This window comes from Porifericola rhodea, assembly GCF_030506305.1.
Lineage (GTDB): Bacteria > Bacteroidota > Bacteroidia > Cytophagales > Cyclobacteriaceae > Catalinimonas > Catalinimonas rhodea.
The window spans coordinates 3142975-3168083 of sequence record NZ_CP119421.1; the positions used below are offsets into that span (position 1 = coordinate 3142975).

A 25109-nucleotide genomic window follows, 5' to 3' on the forward strand; every position below is an offset into this window, starting at 1 on the left:
TTTTTGAACGGGACACCTTTGCTCTTCATAAGATTTGCAAAATAAGTATCATACTTTGCGTTTTTGTTTTGCTTTATTGCAGGCTTAATTAATTCGCTAATCAATCATTGGTTTATGCTTTGTTCTCAAGTTTATGGCAGTAAGACACATACCTTACGACTGCCACTTTTTTGTTTTTTTGCTCTCCTTTTTGCCTGGCCTGTGCAAATAAATGCGCAAAAAGTGGATAAGCCTGAAGAGCGCCTGTCCTGGTTTAACGATGCCAAGCTTGGCATTTTTATTCACTGGGGAATTTATGCTGTGGAAGGAATAGACGAGTCCTGGTCTTTTTTTAACGGTTACCTCTCTTACGAAGACTATATGAAGCAGCTGGATGGTTTTACAGCCACAAACTATGATCCGGCCTATTGGGCCAGGCTCATCAAAGATAGTGGAGCGCGCTATACAATTCTCACTACAAAACACCACGATGGGGTAGCTCTTTGGGATACCCAGGTAAGTGAACTGGATGTGCTGGAAAAAACTCCTGCCCGTCGCGACCTGGTAGCTCCTTTTGTAGAAGCAGTACGAAAAGAGGGGATAAAAGCTGGCCTTTATTATTCGTTAAATGACTGGTCTCATCCAGATTACCCTATCCATACCCGTACAAAAAAGCGCTATACCGATGATCCTGAACGTTGGCAACGTTTTCTTAAATTTCAGCGGGCACAGTTGGAAGAGCTTGTTACTACCTATGAGCCGGCCGTACTTTGGTTTGATGGAGACTGGGAAGCCAGTGCCGAGCAATGGAAAGCCAAGGAGCTGAAGAAACAGCTTCTGGAGTGGCAGCCAGACCTTATAGTTAACTCTCGCCTGGGCCAGTATGGCGATTATGCTACGCCAGAGCAGGGAGTACCTGTAACTCGCCCCGACAACCCATACTGGGAGCTTTGTATGACGATGAACGACTCCTGGGGCTTTCAGGAGAATGACCACAATTATAAAACGCCAAATCAGATTATCCGCATCTTTACAGACTGCATTAGCATGGGAGGAAACCTCTTACTGGATATTGCTCCAAAAGCGGATGGCAGCATTCCTGAAGAGCAGGAGATTATACTTAGAGAGTTGGGCCGTTGGACAAACAAACATCAGGAGGCTATCTATGGTACGCAGGCTGGTATTCCTTTAGGACATTTTCATGGGCCCACTACGCTTTCTAAAGACAAGCAGACGCTTTACCTATTTGTAGAACACAAGCCCAATGGACCTCTTGTGATTAAAGGGTTAAAAAACAAAATTAACCGAATCCGGATTGTAGGAAATGGTACCAAGCTACCCCATCAGATTTTAGGCAAACAGTACTGGAGCGAAGTTCCCGGTATAGTTTATATCAATGTGCCAGAAGATGAATTGGATGCGCAGGTAACTGTAATTGCTTTGCAACTAAAAGGTGAGGTAGAACTCTACAGAGAAGAAGGAAATGTGATAGAAAGTAATTAGTAATGAAGTAGAAGAATATGAAAAAAGCCGGTGAAAACCGGCTTTAGTATTTTACATATAAGTGATAACCACTCTTCTGTTTTGCTGTCTGGCCTGAGATGTCTGATTATTGGTTAAAGGTTGGGTAGAACCTTTTCCATAGGTAATGATTCTTCTTTCGCCTACACCTTGCTCAATCAGGTATTGCTTTACGGCAATCGCTCGTTGAATAGACAATCGCAGGTTATAATCTTTTCCTCCGGTATCATCCGCATGGCCTACCACCTCTACCTTCATTCTGGGGTTCTGACGTAGGGTAGAAACTACCTCATCCAGCGTAGAAGTGTATTCAGCTTTTATGGCATCTGAGTTGAGTTCAAAAAGCATTTTTTGAGGTGACATAGTATTTGCGGTACTACCTCCGGTATTTCCACCAGCAGCAGCTGTACTGCTATCATCTCCATCTTTTATTTTGTTAAACTCATCCAGCAATGCGCGGGTCTCATCTAACAGGGCCTGTGTTTCAGAATCCAGCCCATAAATAGGAGAGGATGAGTTGGTATTTCTTAGCACTTCGGCCCCTCTTCCACCTCCGGAAACACGATTGGCCAACATCTGCTGGCGCTCTTCTTCGGTAATGATTCTTGAGGTGTAAATATCGGCAGATGAACCACGGCGGTTGCTTACAAAAAATACTTCATTATCTTCTTTTGCGGTAAAATAGGCATCAAAGCCAGCTGAATTGATTTTATCGCCCAGGTTTTGGGGGCTTGTCCAGTTTGTCCAGGAGGTATCTTTACGATGTGCTACAAAAATGTCTGCGTTACCATAGCCAGGATGACCATTACTGGAGAAGAAAAGTGTTTTCTTGTCTTCGGTCAGGTAGGGAGACATCTCAAAACCCTCCGTATTGATGGTAGGGCCCAGGTGCACAGGTTCAGACCAGGTATTGTTAAAAGGGTCTTTAGTGCTTACATACAAGTCCTCCTGCCCAACACTGTTCTCTTTTTGCATAGATATGAGTACCACCTCTTCTGAAGAATGCACATACAGGCTATAAAATGTGCCCTGCTTATCAGTAATGCCAGGAATACTAACATTGCTGGGGGCTACCCAGTTTTTTTCGCGATTAAAGCTTAGTGAGAGACCTGCCTGCTGCGCTTTCCCTTCGGTATAGTCATTAAGGAGGTAAATAGTACGGCCACTTTTGCTCACCCCTACCACAGCATTATTACCTTCATTATTAAGGTTGCTCAGGTCATTCTTAGGTTTGGTCCAGTTACCTTCCGCATCTTTCTTAGCATACCATATATCCTGTCCGGAAAGCATACCGCCGGTATTTTGAGCATACAAAGTGCGTACAAAGAAGAGGGTGCTATCCTGCTCAGAATAAATAGGAAGGCTCTCTTCAGCACTGGAGTTAAGCGTATCGGAGAGTGGTTTAGACTCTTCAAAATACATCCGCTGAGCTTGCAGTTGTGTGGCAATGGTCAGTAGAAAAGCAGTAAATAGTAGTTGAATAGCCGACTTTTTCATAGTCAATGTATATCTGATTACCATAAATATGGTGATGTATCCTTTTTGTTAAACAACATAAATCCTAGCCCGATTTCATGTACGCCTGAACGGAAATCGTTGATTTCGCCTATACCCAGATCGTAAGAATAACCCAGGTTGATAAGGTTATTCAGTGTAAAACCAGCCATACCTATCACAGTTTCGGTACTGCGATAAGAAGCACCTACCCAAAAAAGTTCATTGTACTTTACTCGTACGTTGGCATCATAAAGCACAGAGCCACTTGCTGTATACTTTACAAACGCTGCCGGAGAAACCAAAAGTGTATTATTGATATTGAATCTTAAACCCAGCATACCATAATGCTCCATCTCTTCCTTAGCTTCTATCTCATCAATAGAGGCAAAGAGTTCATTCTCTAATAGTCTTTTGGCAGAGTAGCCCACATAAAAATTTTCGTTACGTAGAAATAAACCGGCAGTAACATCCACATTAGTAATTTTACCCTGCTGCGCCAGATATGCCTGATAGGTTTCATCAGGAATTTCGGTGTTTCCTACAGTTACCCCATCCAGGTCTAGCTCACGATTATTAAGACCTCCGCCCAAGCCGAAGGATAGTACGGATTTTCCTACAGCGTAGTGTAAGGCATAGGTTAACATACCATTGGTCTGATGAAAAATCCCCTGCTGATCACTTACCAGATAGCCCCCAACACCGTGGGTAATTCTGTTTTTGGTAAGCGTACGAGCGTTTGCCAGCCTTTCGTATATAGAAGGGTCACTAATTCGGAGCGAGTTGTTCTGAAAGCTATAGCTCTTTTCCTTTTTACCCAGTGGTGCATGAGCACTGATAAAGTAAGTCTGAGGAGCATCGTCCAGCCCAGACCATTGCTGCCTATAACCGATTTTGAGGTCTACAAACTCTTCGGTACCGGATACTGCAGGATTAAAAGTAACTGCATTCTGAAAAAACTGGCTGAACCTGTACGACTGCTGCGCCCTTAGCTGAAAGGACAGGCACATCAGTATGGCCAGGCTTATTCCGATCTTATGTTGTATATTCTTCATCCTCTATGATTTATCTGAGTATGGTAACTGAACCTTTATATGATTGTAAGCCGCCCTCTATGTTTATAAAATAGTAGTATGTTCCTACAGCAGCCGGGCTATTTTCGTAGGTGCCATCCCAGGGCTGGCGGTAGCCCTCCGAACGGTATACCTGCTTGCCGTAGCGGTCAAAAATCTCTACCACCACATTGGTAGCATACTGTATGTTACCAATTTGCCAGAAGTCATTTACCTGATCTCCATCCGGTGTAAAAGCAGTAGGAATTTCCAGCTCCAGATTGCTGCATTCTCTTACATTTACACTTAATGTATCTGTATTACTACTAACATTATTGGCATCTACAACGGTGAGGTAATAGGTTGTGCTTACCGTAGGGTTAAGGCTGATAGTTCCGTTGATCAACTCAAGAGAGCAGTCTTCCTGATCACACTCGCTGACTAATTGATACGGGCCGTTACCGCCCTCTATGTTTAACGCTATACTTTCTTCGCTATCATTGCAAACGTCTATACTTTCTGCTATTTCCAGGCTAATCAGGTATGGTACTACCATCACACTAAATGTCTGCTGGGCAGTAGCTTCGCCATCGTTGACAGTAATGCTAATAATAACTTCAGCTTGCGTATCGGCCAGGGCAGTAACTACCAGGCTACGGTTTTCTCCACTACCGCTGAGGTTAATATTTTCCTGCGGAATAACATCTTCGTTGCTGCTTGTTACCATGATAGTGAGCGAATCTGCCGGAGATTCCAGGTCGCTTAATACAAGGCTGATCGGCTGGCTACTCTGCCCTGCCAGCAGGGTAATGTTGTTTATTTCTGCTATGGTTGGCACATCATTAACCGCTGCTATATTGATAAATACCTGAGCAGACTCTGGGGCATATTCGCTACCGTCGCTACCATTCCAGCTTAGGCTGTCTTCGCCAAAATAATTTTCCGCTGGCACATATTTTAGCTTAGGAATATCCTGGGTACTAATCTCCTGCTCTACATTAACAGCTTCGTCGTTTAGGGTTAGCGTACCATTTTGGGGTAATGATTCAATACGAATTTTGCTTAGTGCCCCATCAGGATTGCCATAGCTGCTGCTGAAGTCAGTGCTGGCAAATACATATTCTGTGTCTTCGCGAGTACTGATACTGAAATCAGTGACACCCACTCCTACAATAATAGTTACTTGCGCTGCTTTGGCGGCCAGGCTGCTACCATCAGAAGCGTTCCATCCAAAGCTGGCAAAGCCTACACTCTGCTCATCTGCTACCTGATATTGTAAATCTGCAATGTTTTCAGCATTGATCTGTGTACCAACGGCTATAGCTGTACCATTAAGCAGAAGAGTACCTGTTTGGGGTAATGAGGTGATCTGGATGAAACTCAGCGGTGTATTTTCTATGTCCAGGTAATTTTTGGTATAGTCTTCAGCCGCAAAATTGTAAGCTGTAGCTTCATCACTTATTGCACGGGTAAAGCTGTTCACTATAGGTGCGTCGTTTACTGCTTCTATAGTAATAGCCACTACTGCTGTTTGCTCGCTGGTAAGTGTGCCATCAGTAGCTGTCCAGCTAAAACTGTCTTCACCATTATAGTTCTCATTGGGTACATATTTCAGGTTATTCACTTCCTGTATGCCCAGACTGCTGTTTGCTGGCAGGTTAATGCCGTTGAACTGAAGGACTCCATTGGCAGGCGCCTGTCGGATAATAATTCCGCTGAGCGCGTCTCCATCCGGGTCGGGGGCGGCTTCACTAAACTGTTGTGCTTTAAAGGTATAAGTCTGATCTTCCTGAATGCTGAGTGCGATATCGGAAGGTACTGGAGCATCCGCCTGAGCACTAATATTAATAGTAATCAGGGCAGATGATTCGGAGTACTCAGCACCATCAAAAGCTGCCCAACTAATGGTATCCTCACCATTGTAGTTGCTATTAGGCACATATTGTAAAGTCGCAATCTGCTCTGCGGAAACAGGTACTCCTTCACTACTACTTTCTACATCGGCGGTAGAAATGGAGTCGCCATCCAGCAGCAGAACCCCAAACTGAGGTAGGGCTGTAATTGCTATGCCCTGCAAGCCTTCCTCTGGGAAATTGTCGGGGTCCTCATAAGGGAATTCATCGGCTGAAAAACTCAGACTCTCGTCTTCGTTAGTAGTTTTAGAAAAGTCAGAAGCTATAGGTGCATCATTGGTGATCACGATGATTGGCCTGCTCAAAGTATTGCTGTTATCATCACCATCTGATACACGTATGCTTAGCTGCTTGCTGTCATTTCCAAGCTCGTCTTCTTCTCCCTCAAATTTATAGGTAACACTTTTGATAGCAGCCTGGTAGTCTGCCAGTGAAGCAGAGCCGCTCAGGGTAAGCACCCCACTGTTCGCATTCCAGTTACCTTTAATTTTGTCGTTGTTCTTAAAACTAAGTACGTCTTTTCCTTTTTGATAGGCACTTTCGGTAAAGGCGATTACAGCTTCCTGCAGATTGCCATTGTCCACATCTACTATGTTGATGCCATTGGTAACTGGTACCGGCTTGTTGTCCAGAATATCGTAGCTGATAGGCGCTTCTTCCAGCCCACTCAGCACCGGGGCATCATTTACCGCAGTAACTGAGATTATACGGTTCACCGGCTGGCTGCTTGCATTAGGGCTGCCATTGTCGGTAACAGTAAAGCTAAGGGCACGTTCAGTGTCTTTAGGATTCTCACTGGAATTAACATAAGTAATCGTACGAATAAGCGTCTGATAAGCCTGAGCCGAAGCTTCACCACTTAGGTTGAGGGTTCCGCTTTCACTATTGTAGCTAGATTCAATGCCATTGTTTTGGCTGCTTACACTGAGCATATCTTCGCCTTTGACAAATCCCCGGCTGATACTGATGGTAGCTGATAATATCTGATCTCCTTCTTCATCATCTATCGTCAGTGTTTCCGTTACTTTAACTGCTGCGTTGTTCTCGGTGTATGCAATTACTTTTTCTGCCTCATCACTGCCCAGTTTAAGAACCGGGGCATCGTTGGTAAGCAGTACATTAATAGTAGTTTTACCGCCTACTTCTTCGCCCTGGCTGTCTTTGACTTTAACTTCCAGTTCATCCGTACCATTGAAACCATCATCTGGCTGGTAGATAAGACCACTAAGTGCAAAAGCAGCCAATTCATCGGGGGCATTAAATAGCAATACTCTTTCACCATTTTTGGTACCAATAAATTTTATCCAGCCTTCTTCTATAGCCTTAGGTGCAAGAAAGAGAACACCATCTTCTACTGAGACGTCTACGGTGAGTTCGTCCTGGTCTGCATCAGTCAGTGTAATACCTGGAATAGGTGTTGCTTCGTCTTCTTCCGCATCAGCAGTGGAGGGTAGGTTGAGGACCGGAGCCTGATTTACAGGGCTTACGCGTACCGTGATTTTCTCATCGTTTACCGCAAAATCATCATCATCTCGGGCATTCCAGCTAAAGCTATCACTACCGCTAAAACCAGAAGCTGGCGTATAGTTAAGTTGATTGATCTGGTCTGGAGTAATTAGCGTACGATTAATGATAAACTCATTATTGATTTCGTTGCTTCCTAGAGAAAGTGTACCGTTTTCAGGCAATGTGCGAATAATGATACCTCGCATATCATCTCCATTAAGATCATTGTAGTAGTCTTCAAAATCATCCTCATCAAAGTTGTAACCGGAATTTTCTGAAGTCTCTATCGTAAAAGCCTCCAGATGGGGAGGTAGATTTATCTTGGCACCAAAAGCGGGCTGTACAATAAAGTAACGCGAAAGGGTATTGCTGACCTCGCCCTGAGCATCGTATACCCGCATGTCTACTCTTCTTCTACCTGAAGCTCGTAGAAAAAATGTTTTATGCTCAAACACAAAACCAAGAATTACATTCTGGTATACATTAAAATTTGCATTACCGCTCAAGGTGATCATGTCATTATCATCACTGATGCTTAGCTGTAACCCTCTAGAGTTAGCTTCAAACTTTAAGCGATCTTCTGTACGCTGAAAGCCTTCAGAAACTTCAATTTCTACTTTGCTAAGTCTGTTATCATCAGCATCACTAATACTAATATCACCAAACACTTTGCTTTCGTTATCAACTATTGGTACTGGTGAAGTATTGGTGCTACTGATAATCGGGGCATCATTTACGGCGGCAACTTTCAGCGAGCGACTTACCGTACTGCTCTGGTTCCCTTCAGCATCTGTAACTGTAATAGTAACACTCAGCTCACGATTGCTAATGTTGCCAGATGTAAGTGCGAATTGCAGAGTGCGTAGTACACTTTGCATTTGGCCCAGGCTTACTCCTCCATTGGCATTCAGGCTGAGAAGTCTGAGGGTACCACTGGAGTCATCAAAGTATGCTTTGATGTTATCATTTTCGTTGACGAGCAGAGTGTCCTGCTCACTTTGGTAGTTACCTTTCAGCTCTATTGTTGCCATGAGCATATTAGGGCTATCGCTATCTTCTATGATAGCGCTTCCCAGTAATTCTGCCGGAGCATCACCTTCCTGATAATTTATGGTAGCGCTACCCGTATTGGTAATCTGGGGAGGGCTTCCCTGGGCAAATGCATGGCCTAGCGGTAGTAGCGAGCACAGAAAAAATGCGGATGTGCTAATTCTTTGATGTAGTGTTCTCACAATCATGTTCTTACTTAAGAATACTTACAGAACCACGATGAGTCTGCTCACCGTTATTAAGTTTGATATAGTAATAGTAAGTACCCGCAGGTAAAAGTTGACCGCTGGTAGCTCCATCCCAGGCTTGCGTGTAGCCTTCTGAGAAGAACACCTGTTTGCCATAACGGTCATATACTTCTACCACCTGACTATTGTAAGTGTCTATGTTTGTGATGTCCCAGGTATCGTTGGCTCCATCACCGTTCGGGGTGAAGGCCGTTGGGATATTGAGCGGCAGACCGTAGCATTCTACAGTACTCACCATAATGGTATCACTATTAAAGGTTACTCCATTTTCATCACTCACACTTACAAAGTAGGTAGTTGTTCTGTCTGGAGATACACTCACTTCAGCAGCATCGCTATTGTCTATATTACAGTCTTCCTGATCACATGTCCAGGAGAAGCTATAGTTACCACTTCCTCCGCTTACCTCTACACTCAGTGATATAGCATCGCCCTGACAAGTTTCAACATCAGGCCCGGCATTTACACTAAGATCAGTCACCTCTATAAGCAATGAGGCAGCGTCCGTAGCATAGTCTTCTCCGTCATACGCGTTCCAGCTTAAGCTATCTTCACCTACATAGTCTTCTGCCGGCTGGTAGCTTAAACTTTCTATGTCTTCCGGACTCAATACGATTGCTTCTTCAGTATTTAACATCTCCTGTGTCAGCACCTCACCCTTTAGGTAAAGCAGGCCGTTGACAGGTAACTTACTGATACTTAACCTTACAAAGGTAAGGTTTTCAGGAAAATTATCAGGATCGTTGTATTGATTTGAGAAATCATTTTGGCTGAAAGCGTAATTGCTGTTTTTCAGCAGCTTTATATTGAAATCGTTAACTACAGGAGGGGTGTTTACCTGTATGGTAAGTTCTCTTCTTAAAGTGTTGCTTTCCGACTCATTTCTATACACTGTGAACTCAATTTGTCGGCTTCCGCCATTTGGTGTAGAACTGGTATTGATGTATTGTATACTACGGATTGCTACCTGATAGGCTTCCAGCGTATTGCCCCCCGAAAGGGTAAGGAGGCCGCTACCTTCGTTCCAGCTTACGTCAAAATCTTCTGACTCAAACATCAGGCTGTCTTCCATTGGTAAGTAAGCCCCTTCCGCAAAGCGAACTATGGCAGCAGTAAGGCTGTCATTGTCTGCATCGGTTATGGTAAGGTTCTCGCTAAGGTTAGTAGCAGCGTCTCCTGGGCGGTATATAATGGCTTGAGTTTCCAGCCCAGCCAGTATAATAGGGTCGTCTGCCGCTTCTATATTCACATAGCGACTAAGGGTATTGCTAGACCCGTTTCCTTCATCAGTAACCTGAAAATTAATTTTTCGCAGGCCAAGCGTAGGTGTTTCGCTTACGTTCTGATAGCGCACACTTCTGAGTACAGTCTCATAAACTTCAATAGACGCATTTCCGGTAAGAATCAATCGGTTGGCACTTCTTCTGCCGGTAATACCAGGGGTGGTAGTAAAGCTGAGCTGATCTTCGTTCTCGGCAAAGTTTTCAGAAATAGTAATGGTAGCAGCTACAATATTGTCATTTTCCAGATCTTCTATAGTGACTGAGTTACTTAGCTGAACAGCTTCGTTATTTTCCACATAGGTAAGGGTATCAGTCTCCATATTGCTGAGCAGGGGCAAATCATTTACAGCATTAATGATGATGTTTACTTCTGCATTCGCTTCATTAGACTGAGGGTCAATAGCCTTGATTAGTAATTTATCGTTACCGCTAAAGTCCAGAGGACCACTGTATTGTAAGCTGGTCAGGGCATTATTAAGATCGGCTTCTACTCCTTTAAAAGTCATGGTGCTGGCATTTTTACTGCTACCCTCCAGAAACACGATAGAAGCCAGTACTCCCTCATTAACGAAAGTAAGAAGGCCTTCACTCACGTTCAGGCTCACTGTAAGTGTATCTGTTTCATTATCTGCGTCTTCTATAGTGATGCTTCTGGTCTCAGCAAAGCGGAATATAGCATCTTCGCTAGCCGTGATAGAAGAGGGTGCGTTGATGGCAGGAGCATCTCCTACCGGTAGAATATTGATAGTTACTTTAGCGATATTTGAGATTTTACCGGGCTGGGTTTCACTATCCAATGCCGTCCAGAAGAAGGCGTCTGTACCATTGTAGTTAGCGTTTGGTACATAGCGAAAGCTAGGGTTACCGGCAAAGTCTATCTGAAAACCTCCTTGCGAGGGATCCAGATCGTTATCCGAAAGTGTTTTGTTATTTACGGAAAGGCTACCTTTTTTGGGTAGTCCGGTAATGTAAATTTTATTGTCAAATGCGTCTCTGTCATCGGCATAGTTGGCGCTGAAATCAGCACTACTCAGATTGAGCACTTCATCTTCGGGCACCTGTTTGCTAAAGTCAGTAAGCTCAGGCGGAAGGTTAGAGTTTTCTACCTGAATGAATCTGTAATCTATGTTGCTCCAGTCGCTGCCATCGTTAACCTGAAAGCTGAGCTGACGAGGTAGCGGGGTAGGGTCCGACGATTTGTTGCTATACCTGACGGAGCGTACCGCATTAATGTAATCTAACACATTAGCATTGCCACTAAGCGTAAGTACTCCACTTTGTGCATTCCAGCTACCGCTGATACCATTCTGATTGTTAAATAGCAGCTCGTCTTCAGAGGCAGAATAAAATAGCGGGGCGCTCTGCACAAAAGCGATACTTGCCGAACTCATATTAATATCGTCAATATCGTTAATGGTAAACGACTGAGTAATATTGACAGGTGGATCGTTCCGGTTAAATTGTATGGCGCTATTGTTCTCAACTACTGAAAATGCAATCTCTGGCTCGTCATTCACCTCATTCAGGCGTATGCGTAAAACCTGGTACTCACTATAAAGCTGTCCGTCGTTAACACGGATAGGTACAAATAAGTCTCCATCAAAATTTTCTGCGGGTACTACCAAAGTTCTGTCATCTTCCAACGTATAATTGTTGTCTTCGCTTTCGTCATTTGCCTCAATAAAGAAATCTTCAGGAAAATCATTATCAGGATCTATTACAGTGATGGCATCACTTTCGGTGCTCAGTAGTGTGGTAAGGTCTATTGGAATATCTTCCGTACCTGTAATGCCGCTTTCTCTTACAATGAGTTGAGGTTTGTCATTTACTGGGTTTACAGTTATGAGTAGTGCATTAAGTACATTGGCCCCATCGCTATCGGTTGCGCTTATACCAATATTTGCCGTAGCAGGCTGGTTACCGTTGGTGTTAGGAGATACTGTAAGCTGCAAGCTATTGCCGTTCAACACAGGCTGTATTAAAGCCGCATTGCTATTAGAGCTTATGCTTAATGTTAACCCCTCATCTTCTACATCAGAGAAATAAGGCGATAAATCTACCTCAAACGAGCCTATATCTTCATCTACCTCTTCTTCAGGAATTGCTGTAGCTACCGGTACATCGTTGACAGAGATTATTTCAATCGTCACAGAAGCGACTTCAGAGTCCGCAGTTCCGTCATTAGCTTTGAAGGTAAAAGAGTCGCTACCGCTGAAGTTGTTGTTAGGAGTATATTCTACCTGATTTCCATTGACAACACTGAGTGTACCGTTGGAAGGAGTAGTGAGGATAGCGAAAGTGATCGGGTCATTGTCAGGGTCCGAAGCAGAGAGCGTGATGCTGACAGGAGTATCTTCATCCGTGCTAGTGTTCACATTCTGTGCTACAGGCGCATCATTGCTATTGTTGACAGTGATAGTTACAGAAGCGACTTCAGAGTCCGCAGTTCCGTCATTAGCTTTGAAGGTAAAAGAGTCGCTACCGCTGAAGTTGTTGTTAGGAGTATATTCTACCTGATTTCCATTGACAGCACTGAGTGTACCGTTGGAAGGAGTAGTGAGGATAGCGAAAGTGATCAGGTCATTGTCAGGGTCCGAAGCAGAGAGCGTGATGCTGACAGGGGTGTCTTCATCCGTGCTAGTGTTCACATTCTGTGCTACAGGCGCATCATTGCTATTGTTGACAGTGATAGTTACAGAAGCGACTTCAGAGTCCGCAGTTCCGTCATTAGCTTTGAAGGTAAAAGAGTCGCTACCGCTGAAGTTGTTGTTAGGAGTATATTCTACCTGATTTCCATTGACAACACTGAGTGTACCGTTGGAAGGAGTAGTGAGGATAGCGAAAGTGATCGGGTCATTGTCAGGGTCCGAAGCAGAGAGCGTGATGCTGACAGGGGTGTCTTCATCCGTGCTAGTGTTCACATTCTGTGCTACAGGCGCATCATTGCTATTGTTGACAGTGATAGTTACAGAAGCGACTTCAGAGTCCGCAGTTCCGTCATTAGCTTTGAAGGTAAAAGAGTCGCTACCGCTGAAGTTGTTGTTAGGAGTATATTCTACCTGATTTCCATTGACAGCACTGAGTGTACCGTTGGAAGGAGTAGTGAGGATAGCGAAAGTGATCGGGTCATTGTCAGGGTCCGAAGCAGAGAGCGTGATGCTGACAGGGGTGTCTTCATCCGTGCTAGTGTTCACATTCTGTGCTACAGGCGCATCATTGCTATTGTTGACAGTGATAGTTACAGAAGCGACTTCAGAGTCCGCAGTTCCGTCATTAGCTTTGAAGGTAAAAGAGTCGCTACCGCTGAAGTTGTTGTTAGGAGTATATTCTACCTGATTTCCATTGACAACACTGAGTGTACCGTTGGAAGGAGTAGTGAGGATAGCGAAAGTGATCAGGTCATTGTCAGGGTCCGAAGCAGAGAGCGTGATGCTGACAGGGGTGTCTTCATCCGTGCTAGTGTTCACATTCTGTGCTACAGGCGCATCATTGCTATTGTTGACAGTGATAGTTACAGAAGCGACTTCAGAGTCCGCAGTTCCGTCATTAGCTTTGAAGGTAAAAGAGTCGCTACCGCTGAAGTTGTTGTTAGGAGTATATTCTACCTGATTTCCATTGACAGCACTGAGTGTACCGTTGGAAGGAGTAGTGAGGATAGCGAAAGTGATCGGGTCATTGTCAGGGTCCGAAGCAGAGAGCGTGATGCTGACAGGGGTGTCTTCATCCGTGCTAGTGTTCACATTCTGTGCTACAGGCGCATCATTGCTATTGTTGACAGTGATAGTTACAGAAGCGACTTCAGAGTCCGCAGTTCCGTCATTAGCTTTGAAGGTAAAAGAGTCGCTACCGCTGAAGTTGTTGTTAGGAGTATATTCTACCTGATTTCCATTGACAACACTGAGTGTACCGTTGGAAGGAGTAGTGAGGATAGCGAAAGTGATCAGGTCATTGTCAGGGTCCGAAGCAGAGAGCGTGATGCTGACAGGGGTGTCTTCATCCGTGCTAGTGTTCACATTCTGTGCTACAGGCGCATCATTGCTATTGTTGACAGTGATAGTTACAGAAGCGACTTCAGAGTCCGCAGTTCCGTCATTAGCTTTGAAGGTAAAAGAGTCGCTACCGCTGAAGTTGTTGTTAGGAGTATATTCTACCTGATTTCCATTGACAGCACTGAGTGTACCGTTGGAAGGAGTAGTGAGGATAGCGAAAGTGATCGGGTCATTGTCAGGGTCCGAAGCAGAGAGCGTGATGCTGACAGGAGTATCTTCATCCGTGCTAGTGTTCACATTCTGCGCTACAGGCGCATCATTAAGCTTTTCGTTAACCTGAATACTAAACGAAGATGTGGTGCTGGCCTGTGTAGATGGAGCCAGGTTAATATTATCTGTTAGCGTTACTTCTACTTTTGTAGTTCCACTTTTTTCATCACTAGGAGTAAAACTCAGTGTGCCCTCAGTACTGAGTTCTGGTAGTTCAGTAAAAAGCTCAGGATCTTCTACATCCAGATTGAAAGCCATGATTTGGTCTTTTTCATCCGTAGCTGTTGAAGGGGCAGGAGCAATGTCCTGTGCAAAATTGTTGAAGTTTTGTTTACCTGCGGCCAGCTCTACATAGATACTCTGTTGAGATAGATTGAAGCTTGGAGCATCATTAACTGGAGTTACGCGAAAAGTGAAATCTTCTGTATGTTCCTTCTGATCGTTTGTAGCAGTAATACTAAATTTCTGTTCTCCATTTTTATCTTTTTGAGACGTAAACAAATATATACCTTCCTCATTGTTTGCAGTTAGTGTAGCAAAGTCAGGACTAGAAGCAGGAGATATCGCGTATGTTACTTCCAGTTCTTCATCTTCAGGCTGAACTTCAATTTTAAACTCTCCGGTAAAGTCTTCTTCCAATTCAAATATTTCTTGTACTAAAGAAAAAAATGGTGTCTTATCCTCTTCTTCCAGTACATCAAGTTGAAAGCTGGTAGCAGCGGACTCATTCTCACTATCAGTGGCGGTAAGAGTGATTGTTGCTTTGCCAAACTGCTCAGGAGTCAGGCTGATAGTGAGTTGCTCAGCTTGAATGCTGGGCTGTGCAAGATTTGTGTTATCGCTGGAAGCTGAGAGCTCCAGGGTTTCATCATCTACATCGCTGAAGACCCCGCTGATGTTGATAGTAATATCCTCATCGTTTTCATTAGCCTTAATATCATCCAGGGTTTTGGCAACAGTAGGTGCATCATTGACCGGACTTACTAGCAGGGAGAAGGTTTGCTGTGCCTGGTTTTGGCTGTCCTCTATATCGGTGGCAATAACGGATACGTCTTGTGGTCCGCCAAAGGCATCAGTTTTAGCTTCAATAGTGATGTCACCATTATTGGCATTAATGCTAAGGGAAGCAAAGTCCAGACTGTGGTCTAAAGCATAAGTTGCTTTAGGAGTATTGTCCTCAGGGTTGAGGGTGACTTTTACTTTCTCTTCAAAGTCTTCCTCCAGCTGAAGCTGGTTTTGCGAGAGCGTAAAGGTAGGGGCGACAGCTTCAGCTTCTTCCACAGAGACTATCAGCGTATCTTGATCAGTAGCCTGCTCATCATCAGTGACAGTCAGGGTGACTTCATATTGGCCGATTCCGAAGTCCACCTCAAGCTGTTCGCCATTGGCACTTCCTCCGTTCCAACTCCATTGATAGCCAACGATCTGTCCGTCAGGGTCACTAGACTGAGAGGCATCCAGACTTACACTTTCTGTACCATTTCTATCTTGATCAGAGAGTGTGATGTCATCGCCAGCATTGGCAACAGGTTCCATGTTCTCCTCTTCCTCTTCCAGTACATCAAGTTGAAAGCTGGTAGCAGCGGACTCATTATTGCTGTCAGTGGCGGTAAGAGTGATTGTTGCTTTGCCAAACTGCTCAGGAGTCAGGCTGATAGTGAGTTGCTCAGCTTGAATGCTGGGCTGTGCAAGATTTGTGTTATCGCTGGAAGCTGAGAGCTCCAGGGTTTCATCATCTACATCGCTGAAGACCCCGCTGATGTTGATAGTAATATCCTCATCGTTTTCATTAGCCTTAATATCATCCAGGGTTTTGGCAACAGTAGGTGCATCATTGACCGGACTTACTAGCAGGGAGAAGGTTTGCTGTGCCTGGTTTTGGCTGTCCTCTATATCGGTGGCAATAACGGATACGTCTTGTGGTCCGCCAAAGGCATCAGTTTTAGCTTCAATAGTGATGTCACCATTATTGGCATTAATGCTAAGGGAAGCAAAGTCCAGACTGTGGTCTAAAGCATAAGTTGCTTTAGGAGTATTGTCCTCAGGGTTGAGGGTGACTTTTACTTTCTCTTCAAAGTCTTCCTCCAGCTGAAGCTGGTTTTGCGAGAGCGTAAAGGTAGGGGCGACAGCTTCAGCTTCTTCCACAGAGACTATCAGCGTATCTTGATCAGTAGCCTGCTCATCATCAGTGACAGTCAGGGTGACTTCATATTGGCCGATTCCGAAGTCCACCTCAAGCTGTTCGCCATTGGCACTTCCTCCGTTCCAGCTCCATTGATAGTCAACGATCTGTCCGTCAGGGTCACTAGACTGAGAGGCATCCAGACTTACACTTTCTGTACCATTTCTATCTTGATCAGAGAGTGTGATATCATCACCAGCATTGGCAATAGGTGCCATATTCTCTTCTTCCTCTTCCAATACATCAAGTTGAAAGCTGGTAGCAGCGGACTCATTATTGCTGTCTGTGGCGGTAAGAGTGATTGTTGCTTTGCCAAACTGCTCAGGAGTCAGGCTGATAGTGAGTTGCTCAGCTTGAATGCTGGGCTGTGCAAGATTTGTGTTATCGCTGGAAGCTGAGAGCTCCAGGGTTTCATCATCTACATCGCTGAAGACCCCGCTGATGTTGATAGTAATATCCTCATCGTTTTCATTAGCCTTGATATCATCCAGGGTTTTGGCAACAGTAGGTGCATCATTGACCGGACTTACTAGCAGGGAGAAGGTTTGCTGTGCCTGGTTTTGGCTGTCCTCTATATCGGTGGCAATAACGGATACGTCTTGTGGTCCGCCAAAGGCATCAGTTTTAGCTTCAATAGTGATGTCACCATTATTGGCATTAATGCTAAGGGAAGCAAAGTCCAGACTGTGGTCTAAAGCATAAGTTGCTTTAGGAGTATTGTCCTCAGGGTTGAGGGTGACTTTTACTTTCTCTTCAAAGTCTTCCTCCAGCTGAAGCTGGTTTTGCGAGAGCGTAAAGGTAGGGGCGACAGCTTCAGCTTCTTCCACAGAGACTATCAGCGTATCTTGATCAGTAGCCTGCTCATCATCAGTGACAGTCAGGGTGACTTCATATTGGCCGATTCCGAAGTCCACCTCAAGCTGTTCGCCATTGGCACTTCCTCCGTTCCAGCTCCATTGATAGTCAACGATCTGTCCGTCAGGGTCACTAGACTGAGAGGCATCCAGACTTACACTTTCTGTACCATTTCTATCTTGATCAGAGAGTGTGATATCATCACCAGCATTGGCAATAGGTGCCATATTCTCTTCTTCCTCTTCCAATACATCAAGTTGAAAGCTGGTAGCAGCGGACTCATTATTGCTGTCTGTGGCGGTAAGAGTGATTGTTGCTTTGCCAAACTGCTCAGGAGTCAGGCTGATAGTGAGTTGCTCAGCTTGAATGCTGGGCTGTGCAAGATTTGTGTTATCGCTGGAAGCTGAGAGCTCCAGGGTTTCATCATCTACATCGCTGAAGACCCCGCTGATGTTGATAGTAATATCCTCATCGTTTTCATTAGCCTTGATATCATCCAGGGTTTTGGCAACAGTAGGTGCATCATTGACCGGACTTACTAGCAGGGAGAAGGTTTGCTGTGCCTGGTTTTGGCTGTCCTCTATATCGGTGGCAATAACGGATACGTCTTGTGGTCCGCCAAAGGCATCAGTTTTAGCTTCAATAGTGATGTCACCATTATTGGCATTAATGCTAAGGGAAGCAAAGTCCAGACTGTGGTCTAAAGCATAAGTTGCTTTAGGAGTATTGTCCTCAGGGTTGAGGGTGACTTTTACTTTCTCTTCAAAGTCTTCCTCCAGCTGAAGCTGGTTTTGCGAGAGCGTAAAGGTAGGGGCGACAGCTTCAGCTTCTTCCACAGAGACTATCAGCGTATCTTGATCAGTAGCCTGCTCATCATCAGTGACAGTCAGGGTGACTTCATATTGGCCGATTCCGAAGTCCACCTCAAGCTGTTCGCCATTGGCACTTCCTCCGTTCCAGCTCCATTGATAGTCAACGATCTGTCCGTCAGGGTCACTAGACTGAGAGGCATCCAGACTTACACTTTCTGTACCATTTCTATCTTGATCAGAGAGTGTGATATCATCACCAGCATTGGCAATAGGTGCCATATTCTCTTCTTCCTCTTCCAATACATCAAGTTGAAAGCTGGTAGCAGCGGACTCATTATTGCTGTCTGTGGCGGTAAGAGTGATTGTTGCTTTGCCAAACTGCTCAGGAGTCAGGCTGATAGTGAGTTGCTCAGCTTGAATGCTGGGCTGTGCAAGATTTGTGTTATCGCTGGAAGCTGAGAGCTCCAGGGTTTCATCATCTACATCGCTGAAGACCCCGCTGATGTTGATAGTAATATCCTCATCGTTTTCATTAGCCTTGATATCATCCAGGGTTTTGGCAACAGTAGGTGCATCATTGACCGGACTTACTAGCAGGGAGAAGGTTTGCTGTGCCTGGTTTTGGCTGTCCTCTATATCGGTGGCAATAACGGATACGTCTTGTGGTCCGCCAAAGGCATCAGTTTTAGCTTCAATAGTGATGTCACCATTATTGGCATTAATGCTAAGGGAAGCAAAGTCCAGACTGTGGTCTAAAGCATAAGTTGCTTTAGGAGTATTGTCCTCAGGGTTGAGGGTGACTTTTACTTTCTCTTCAAAGTCTTCCTCCAGCTGAAGCTGGTTTTGCGAGAGCGTAAAGGTAGGGGCGACAGCTTCAGCTTCTTCCACAGAGACTATCAGCGTATCTTGATCAGTAGCCTGCTCATCATCAGTGACAGTCAGGGTGACTTCATATTGGCCGATTCCGAAGTCCACCTCAAGCTGTTCGCCATTGGCACTTCCTCCGTTCCAGCTCCATTGATAGTCAACGATCTGTCCGTCAGGGTCACTAGACTGAGAGGCATCCAGACTTACACTTTCTGTACCATTTCTATCTTGATCAGAGAGTGTGATATCATCGCCAGCATTGGCAACAGGCTTAATGTTCTCTTCTTCCTCTTCACTAACTACAATTTGTACAAAAAAATTGTTACTCTTAGCTTCGCCGTCGTCCACGTAGACTTCGACACTCAAAACACCTTCTTCAAAATCATCATCAGGCGTAACTGTATTGCCATCTACCTCATAATTTTCGCCTTCTAAAATAGTTAATGTAAAATCATCAGGATAATTATTGTCTTCATCCTCTACACTTAGATCTTCCAGTCTGATTGTTACAGGTTCTTCTTCTTTCGTTGTAAAAGATTTTGCCCCGGTTATAAAGGGAGCATCATTTACATCTTGGATATTTATAGTAAATGATTCAGATATAGTTTCATCAGTAGCTACATCTCTGGCATTAATAGTAATGTTGTAAGCCGTTTGCTTTTCAAAATTGAGTACCTCAGTAGTCAACAATTTATTATCTACCACTTTAGAAGGAACATTAGTACCCTCCAGTGTATATTCTGCTTCACCATCCTCTGAAGATAGAATGCCTACTTCCGTTTCTACAGGCTCATTCTCGTCTACTGAATTTCCTTCTAGTCTCAAATTACTTATCGCAATAGCTTTGTAGTAAGGAAAAGTAAAATTTACTGTACTAAAAGCTTTGCCCGCTGCCAGTATAGGCAGTAGTAGTAATAGGTAAATAGTGAAAGCAGGCCTTAACATCTTGTATGTCATTTAATGTTCAGTGCGTGAGTGAATATTACTTATTAATAAAATTATAAAAAAAATAAATAATATTACATTTTCAAATATAAAACAAAAACAGGAATATTTCTAAAAAATCTTTATAAACTGATGATTAGGTACAGCTGGCAGATTAAACTCCTCAGATAAAAAATACGAGGACGAAGCTCATTGTTATAAAAAATATATAGAAAATACCCTAAAAAATGAAATTTTGATAGATAATATGTTATGCTTCTTACAGAATAATTCAAAAAATGAAGCAGATCGTGCGCTAAAATTTCTTAAAAGTATTTAATGTAAGTTTTATATAAAAATAATAGTATACCTTTTCCTGTATACGCTACTACTGATTAAAAAATCTATAGCTAATATTTGAATACTGATGATTATCAGCGATTTGAATTTTACTTGACTTTAATCCTAAGTAATCCTTAATAATCTGGTTTATTCCCGTAACTTTGTGCCCCATAATATTTGCTAATGTCCAAATCAGAATAATGGGAGGCAACATCTTATGGGTTCAGTAAAGTATATCTTCGTAACGGGAGGCGTTACATCTTCATTGGGAAAAGGAATTATCTCTGCATCGCTGGGGAAACTGCTGCAGGCGAGAGGTTTCAGAGTTACCATTCAAAAATTTGATCCTTATATTAACATAGATCCGGGCACTATGAACCCCTATGAGCATGGCGAATGCTATGTTACTGACGATGGGGCAGAGACAGACCTGGATCTGGGGCATTACGAGCGTTTTCTTAATGTTCGTACCTCGCAGGGTAATAATGTTACTACCGGCCGTATCTATCATAATGTCATTACTAAAGAGCGAGAGGGTGCATACCTGGGCAAAACCGTACAGGTAATCCCCCACATCACCGACGAAATTAAAGCTAATTTCTTTCGCCTGGGGGAGACGGGGGATTACGATATTGTAATTACCGAGATAGGTGGTTGTGTAGGTGATATAGAATCCTTGCCTTTTATAGAGGCAGTACGTCAGGCTCGCTGGGAACTGGGAGGTAGTAACTTTCTGGTTATTCACCTGACGCTGGTACCCTACCTGGAAGCCGCAAAAGAGCTAAAAACCAAACCTACACAGCATTCAGTACAGCGATTATCAGAGGCAGGAGTACAGCCAGATATATTGGTCTGCCGTGCGGAGCAGCATATCCCTATGGATATCAGAAAGAAAATAGCGCTGTTCTGCAACGTAAATATCAACTCGGTTATAGAAGCAGTTGATGCAGACACAATTTACGATGTGCCGCTACTGATGCGCAAAGAGAAGCTGGATGAGCGTGTACTTAGTAAACTTAAGCTATCTCATAAAAAAGAGCCGGATATAGACCAGTGGAAAGAGTTTCTGGGCAGGTTTAAAAATCCGGTAAGCGAGGTTAATATTGGTATCATTGGTAAGTATGTAGAGCTGCCTGATGCTTATAAATCTATCGCCGAAGCTTTTGTACATGCCGGTGCAGAGAATGAGTGCAAGGTGAGAGTAAAGTGGATATCTTCCGAAACAATTACAGAAGATAATAAGGAAGACGTACTTAAAAACTTGCAGGGCATTTTAGTAGCTCCTGGCTTTGGTGAGCGTGGAATACCCGGTAAGCTGGTAACCGCACGCTATGCGCGCGAAAACAAAATTCCTTTCTTTGGTATTTGCCTGGGCATGCAGTGTGCTGTAATAGAGTTTGCTCGTAATGTACTGGGGCTTAAAGATGCCAACTCAACCGAAATGGATGAAAATACGTCGCATCCGGTTATCGCACTGATGGAAGATCAGAAAAACATCGTCAACAAAGGGGGAACCATGCGTCTGGGAAGTTATGCCTGCGACCTTAAGCGTGGTAGCGCGGTATATCAGGCCTATGGCAAAAAGAGTATACAGGAACGCCACCGCCATAGATATGAGTATAATAACAAATACCTGGAGCAGTTTGAAAAAGCAGGAATGATTGCCAGCGGAATTAACCCTGACTCCAAGCTGGTAGAAGTGATTGAGCTTAAAGATCATCCTTGGTATGTGGGTACTCAGTACCATCCGGAGCTTAAAAGTACGGTATTAAGCCCTCACCCTCTCTTTGTACGCTTCGTAAAAGCGGCACGTGAGCATAAAATGTTATTAGAAGAAATGAAATAAATTGAAGCTGGCGCAGACTAAAAGAGTATGCGCCAGTCTTTTTTATAAATCGTAGTACGATATTCATTATTCCGTGAATATCCTTTAATATTGCGGTCTTGAAATTTTAAGGCGCGTAAAATTGTATCTATTCTTACCAGAGAATTATAAATATTATGGATAGAAACCAGGCAATAGGCTTGTTGCTTTCAGGCTTGTTACTCATCATATACTTCCAGTTTTTTGCCCCGGAACCAGTACCACCGGCTGCTAAAGAGCAAACAACGGAACAGTCTGTTAGCAGTCCTGCTCAGGCACAAACAGCATTGGATAATAGCGGATCTTCCTCAGAGGACGATTCCCTACAGCTTGAACGCAACCGCCAGCAGTACGGAGTGTTTGCTCCGGCAGCAAGCGGCAAGGCTCAGGAGGTAACTGTAGAAAGTGATGATTTAATCCTGACGCTGAACACCAAAGGCGGAGCTGTAGCCCGGGTTGAACTCAAAAACTACAACGATGGTGAAGGTCAGCAACTCGTACTTTTAGACGACGAAAGCAGCAACTTTAGCCTGCTTGCTAATACCCAGCGTGGTGAGCTAGACCTCTACAATCTGTTTTATCAGGCAGAAAATACCAGCTTTAGCGTAAGCGAAGGTGATACTACCGAAGTAGTGCTAAGCGCTCGCCTGGATGGGGGTAGTGAGATCAGGCAAGTATATAGCGTGCCCGGCAATGGATACAAAGTAGGTTATCGCTTAGAGCTACGTAATGCCAGCGGTGCCTTAAGTAGTAGCAATATTCAGTTTCTGTGGAGTAACCAGCTTCGCCCTCTGGAACAGAATATGGAAGAGAGTCGCCGCAGGAGTGCCCTCAACTACTATACCGCTGACGGTAGTTTTGAGCAGCTTTCATCCCTTATGGGCGATGATGCCGAAGAAGAAACGATAGAGGAGCCTTTGAAATGGGTAGCTATGAAGCAGCGCTTCTTCAGTACCGCCATTATAGCCGATGAGTCTTTCGCTCAGGCCAACCTTAAAGTAGATAGCCCCGCAGAAGAAAATACCACGCTGGTAAAAAGCATGAGTATGGCTGTAGGGATGAATATTGAAGACCTTAACAATGGCGTATTAAGCTATAGCTACTACCTGGGGCCTAATGACCAACAGGTAATGACAAAAGTGGCTCCCGATTTTGAGGAAAATATTGATTTTGGCTGGCCGGTAGTGAAGTGGATCAGTAAATATCCGATTTCATATATGTTCCATTGGCTGGAGCAGTTTATCAGCAACTACGGAGTTATTATTATTATTCTGGTGCTGGTTATCAAGACCTTACTATTCCCGCTTTCTTATAAGTCGTACATCTCCATGGCCAAGATTAAAGTGCTGAAGCCGGAGCTAGACGAGATCAAGGAAAAGTACGGAGATGATATGACCAAAGCACAGCAGGAGCAGATGCAGCTTTACCAGAAGGTGGGAGTAAATCCGCTAAGCGGTTGTGTGCCGGTATTGTTACAGATGCCTATATTACTGGCGATGTTCAACTATTTTCCAAACGCTATTGAGCTACGTCAGGAGCCATTTTTGTGGGCAGATGACCTCTCAACTTACGATTCCATACTTGATCTTCCTTTTACTATTCCTTTCTACGGAGATCATGTGAGTTTATTCGTGTTGCTGATGACTGCTTCTACAATTTTGTACACCTGGTCAAACAATCAAGCCAGTACCGTACAGGGGCCCATGAAGAATATGCAGTATTTTCTGCCGCTGATCTTTATGTTTGTGCTTAACTCTTTCCCTGCCGCGCTTAGCTTCTACTATTTTGTTTCTAACATTGTTACCTTTGGTCAGCAGGCAATCATTCGTAAGTTTGTTGATGACGATAAGATTCGGAAGATTCTGGAGGAGAACAAGAAGAGAAACAAGAATAAGAAGAAGTCTAAATTTCAGCAGCGCCTGGAAGAGGCCATGAAAGCCAGTGAAGAAACTCGCAAACCTAACAACCGAGGCGGTAACAAAAATAATCGCGGAGGTAAATAATCAGCACTGACTTTCGTTTCACTGAAAAAACGATATGGAAGTAAAAGACGTCAAGCATAAAAAGAAGAAAAAGCTGGGGAGCTATCCTTATGTCAGCGTAGTCTTTAGTATTACGCTGGCCCTTTTTGTGATTGGCCTTTTTGGTTTACTGATATTACATGCCAACAGCCTTACCCGCATGATACGGGAAAATGTAAGCATGCAGGTATTTTTGAACCGCACCATTTCAGAAAACGATAAAATTCAGATACAGAAGACACTAGCCAGCAAAGCGTATGTAGCGGTAGTAGAAGACCAGCCGCAGATTAGCTTTATTTCTAAAGAAGAGGCTGCCAAAGAGTTTATTGAAGATACCGGAGAGGATTTTACCCAGTTTTTAGGCGAAAATCCGCTGCGCGATGCTTACGTGATCAATATCAACACCGAATACCAGACCACCGACGAACTGGCAAAAGTAAAACTGGATATTGAGCGTATGAGTGGTGTATTTGAAGTTACCTATGTAGAGAACCTGATACGTTCTATCAATGAAAACCTGACGAAGGTAAGCCTGGTACTCCTTGGCTTTGCTGTGCTTCTGGTAATCATAGTAGCTGTACTGATAAACAATACCATTCGTCTGGCCCTGTTTTCTCAGCGCTTCCTGATCAGGAGTATGCAGCTGGTTGGCGCTACTTCAGGTTTTATCCAACGCCCTTTTTTAAGACGCTCCTTTTTTCATGGCATAATAGGGGGGATACTGGCCTCGGTACTTCTATTGTTTGTGCTACAGTATGTCAACCAGCAGATTAAAGATATAGAGAAGCTTCAGGAGCCTGCAAATATCCTTATTCTAATGGGCGCATTACTGGTAGCAGGTGGCTTTATTGGCTTTATGAGTACTTATCGGGCCATACGCAAATACCTGAAGATGTCGCTGGACGAACTTTACTGATAGATAATTTTCTCTAAATAA

At 44.0% G+C, this 25109-nt stretch carries 8 protein-coding genes; 4 read left to right on the top strand and 4 right to left on the bottom strand.

Annotated features, from left to right (window positions below; genetic code table 11):
- Window positions 1–222: 222 nt before the first annotated feature.
- Window positions 223–1482, top strand: coding sequence for an alpha-L-fucosidase (locus tag PZB74_RS12900; protein WP_302236621.1), 1260 nt, complete (start codon window positions 223–225; stop codon window positions 1480–1482).
- A gap of 51 nt (window positions 1483–1533) precedes the next feature.
- On the opposite strand, the gene PZB74_RS12905 is transcribed toward PZB74_RS12900, so the two are convergent.
- From PZB74_RS12905 to PZB74_RS12920, 4 genes are read right to left on the bottom strand one after another with little or no spacing between them, the layout of a single operon-like run.
- The gene (locus PZB74_RS12905; protein ID WP_302236623.1) at window positions 1534–2997 is read right to left on the bottom strand and encodes an OmpA family protein; all 1464 of its coding nucleotides are present in this window, start codon (window positions 2995–2997) and stop codon (window positions 1534–1536) included.
- Window positions 2998–3014: 17 nt separating this feature from the next.
- Complete coding sequence (locus PZB74_RS12910) at window positions 3015–4049, bottom strand: PorP/SprF family type IX secretion system membrane protein (RefSeq protein ID WP_302236625.1); 1035 nt, start codon at window positions 4047–4049, stop codon at window positions 3015–3017.
- A 10-nt stretch (window positions 4050–4059) separates the two neighbouring features.
- The gene (locus PZB74_RS12915; RefSeq protein WP_302236628.1) at window positions 4060–8697 is read right to left on the bottom strand and encodes a tandem-95 repeat protein; all 4638 of its coding nucleotides are present in this window, start codon (window positions 8695–8697) and stop codon (window positions 4060–4062) included.
- A gap of 10 nt (window positions 8698–8707) precedes the next feature.
- Window positions 8708–19966, bottom strand: a complete 11259-nt coding sequence (locus tag PZB74_RS12920) for an Ig-like domain-containing protein (protein ID WP_302236630.1) — start codon at window positions 19964–19966, stop codon at window positions 8708–8710.
- 538 nt (window positions 19967–20504) lie between these two features.
- Between PZB74_RS12920 and pyrG the strand changes: the two genes are divergently transcribed.
- From pyrG to PZB74_RS12935, 3 genes are all read left to right on the top strand, one after another.
- The gene (gene pyrG, locus PZB74_RS12925) at window positions 20505–22133 is read left to right on the top strand and encodes a CTP synthase (RefSeq protein WP_302236632.1); all 1629 of its coding nucleotides are present in this window, start codon (window positions 20505–20507) and stop codon (window positions 22131–22133) included.
- Window positions 22134–22288: 155 nt separating this feature from the next.
- Complete coding sequence (gene yidC / locus PZB74_RS12930; protein WP_302236635.1) at window positions 22289–24154, top strand: membrane protein insertase YidC; 1866 nt, start codon at window positions 22289–22291, stop codon at window positions 24152–24154.
- 34 nt (window positions 24155–24188) lie between these two features.
- Window positions 24189–25088: a cell division protein FtsX gene (locus PZB74_RS12935; protein ID WP_302236637.1), complete on the top strand. Its 900-nt coding sequence runs from the start codon at window positions 24189–24191 to the stop codon at window positions 25086–25088.
- Window positions 25089–25109: the final 21 nt, after the last annotated feature.